At 41.4% G+C, this 2,405-nt stretch carries 2 protein-coding genes; both read right to left on the bottom strand.

The window, feature by feature from the left end; all coding sequences use genetic code 11:
• Positions 1 to 37 precede the first annotated feature (37 nt).
• A complete protein-coding gene (locus tag B4K20_RS07110) occupies positions 38 to 1,069 on the bottom strand; it encodes a GGDEF domain-containing protein (RefSeq protein WP_289282398.1) in 1,032 nt (343 codons plus the stop codon).
• A 56-nt stretch (positions 1,070 to 1,125) separates the two neighbouring features.
• The coding region (locus B4K20_RS07115) for an MFS transporter (RefSeq protein ID WP_349678794.1) at positions 1,126 to 2,405 on the bottom strand (1,280 nt) is incomplete at its 5' end.

Below are 2,405 nucleotides of genomic sequence, written 5' to 3' on the forward strand. Positions count from 1 at the left end.
GCGGTGGTTGATTATTTAAATTCGACTTTTTATCACCTTAAATAAAATTCACTTGATTACGGCCGTCTGCTTTTGAGCGATAAAGCGCCTGATCAGCACGTTCAATCAAACTAATCGGTGTATCGTTGTTTTGATAAGTGCTGATGCCTGCAGACACTGTCACTTGTCCAATAGACTCATGGCTGCCTTTTTTCTTCAGGCGGCTTGCCGCAAATTTCTCACGAATCTTTTCCGTGATCATAAAGGTCTCTTCGAGACTGCAATGAACAAATAGCATAGCCAATTCTTCACCGCCAAAACGAGCCGCAATATGAATGTCATTAGAGTGACTTTTTAATAGTGAGGCAAAAAACTGTAGGACTTTATCACCCAGTAAATGTCCAAAACTGTCATTCAGTCGTTTGAACTTATCGATATCGAATAAAACAAGACTAAACGCATGACCTTTGCTACATAGCTTTTGAAGCTCATTATCAAAAGCTCCCCGATTAAGCAGCCCCGTTAGATTATCTGTTCTTGCCATTTCTTTAACAGCTTCCAACTCTTGTCTGAGTTTCATTATCTCTTCTGTTGAGCGCGTCAATTCAGTCTTTAGCTCACCACTGCTATTGGTAATTTGTTGGGTATTGGTCAAGATCTGGCTGACCAGTGTTTTTAGTTCATCAATATCATTACAGCTTTCTAGTTTTACCTGGCTTTGAGTCAGGCCTTCATTACATTCTGAGGCTGCAGCTTCAACTCTACTGATATTTTCCAGCGTATTATCAACAACCAGCTTCAGCCCATTATTCGTATTACTGAGACGTTCAGGCATGCCCATCAGCACATATTTCTCATAAAGATATTGTGTCACTTCCGGGGTAATGGGGTCATTTTTCTTTAAACGGGTATCAATGCTGTTCACCAAATCCTGATTGTCACCTGACACATATTCGTACCAGACGGCATAGTTCACGGGGGTGATCGGCGTCTGGTAACGATTAGCCAGTAATAAGCTCTGACGAAGATTTTCTGAGGCTTGTTGAAACGCGTGTTGATAAACAGGGGGGAACGATAAAGTTTTGCTCACTTGCTATATTCCATGTTGGCAACTCTTTAGAAGAATTCACTAATTTGTTAATTAAATCAAGTATCTCGTGGTCGTTTACTGCACCACCAGACAAGGCACGCCAGTAGAACGGTGATGAAGGGTAAAACAGTTAAGATCGTTTTGCTGGATAACATTAGCTGAGCTGCGATAAACGTCACAATCAGACAAGCTATCATCACGAGATTTTGGATCCAGTTATTACCTGCCAATACAGTGCCGAGTATTCGCTCAGGAGAATGTGACTGTATAAGCGCATTGAGCGGAATAATAAATAGGCCACCAAATAAACCAAAGCAGAAAATTGAGACTGCAAATGCCGAGACGGAACTCAGTGTAGGGATAATAAAAAGAATAATACTCATACCTATCGCACCCAAAGGTATGAGAGAGGTTTTTATCAGGCCATGCTTGCCTGTACCTGCCAATAACGAACCGACGACAATGCCAATGCCTGAGCAAGCCAATAAGCCTTGAATTATCATCGTATTATTTTCAGCCAATACCATTTTTGCAAAGGCAGGAAATACGGCGAGAAATGTTTGCGAAATTCCCCAAAAGAATGACAGCCCCAATACGGAGTACCAAATAACCGGATTGGTATATAAGTTTTTCACATTTGTTTTTAGCAAATAACCTTTGATGTAATCTTTCCAGGGAAACCGTGTGAAATCAGTCGACTTCTTTGTATCAGTCAATCGGCAAGCGAGGCGCCACTCTACAATAGATAGAATCACCAACAACCAACCTGCCGGGGCGATATGACGCAGTAACGAAACCTCATCATGATATGGCTGGTCTATCAACAACCATTCAAACAACACGGTAAAAACAATAATTCCACCCAAGATGGCAACAATCGTCGTCGCTTGAATAAAGCCATTGGCTGCGGATAAATGCTTGTCACCACCAAGTTGCCGTATATAACCATACTTGGCGGGAGAATAGAGCGCACTTTGAATGGCCAGTATTAACGTCATGAAAAAGGCAAATAAAAACCAGCCCTGATAGTAAGCTAGCGTAATCAACAAGGTAATGATGATGGCTGAGAAAGCCGATGCTTTCATGATGAAAGGTTTGGAAAAACGATCAGAAAGATAGCCGGCCGGGCTGAATAAGAAAATAAAGGGTAAGAGAATGAGTCCATTCACAATCGCCGTCAACGCCACCTGCGTTTGATCATCATATATCTTAAAAATCGTGTTCTGAATGATGATTTTATGGCCCAAATCCACCATGGCATTAATAAAAGCGACGGCAATAAAGCTCATAAAGCCCGGTAATTTTACCGTGCTTAATAAGGAAGAATGTTTCAAAT

Source organism: Methylophaga sp. UBA5088 (assembly GCF_002414625.1).
GTDB classification, from domain to species: Bacteria; Pseudomonadota; Gammaproteobacteria; order Nitrosococcales; family Methylophagaceae; genus Methylophaga; species Methylophaga marina.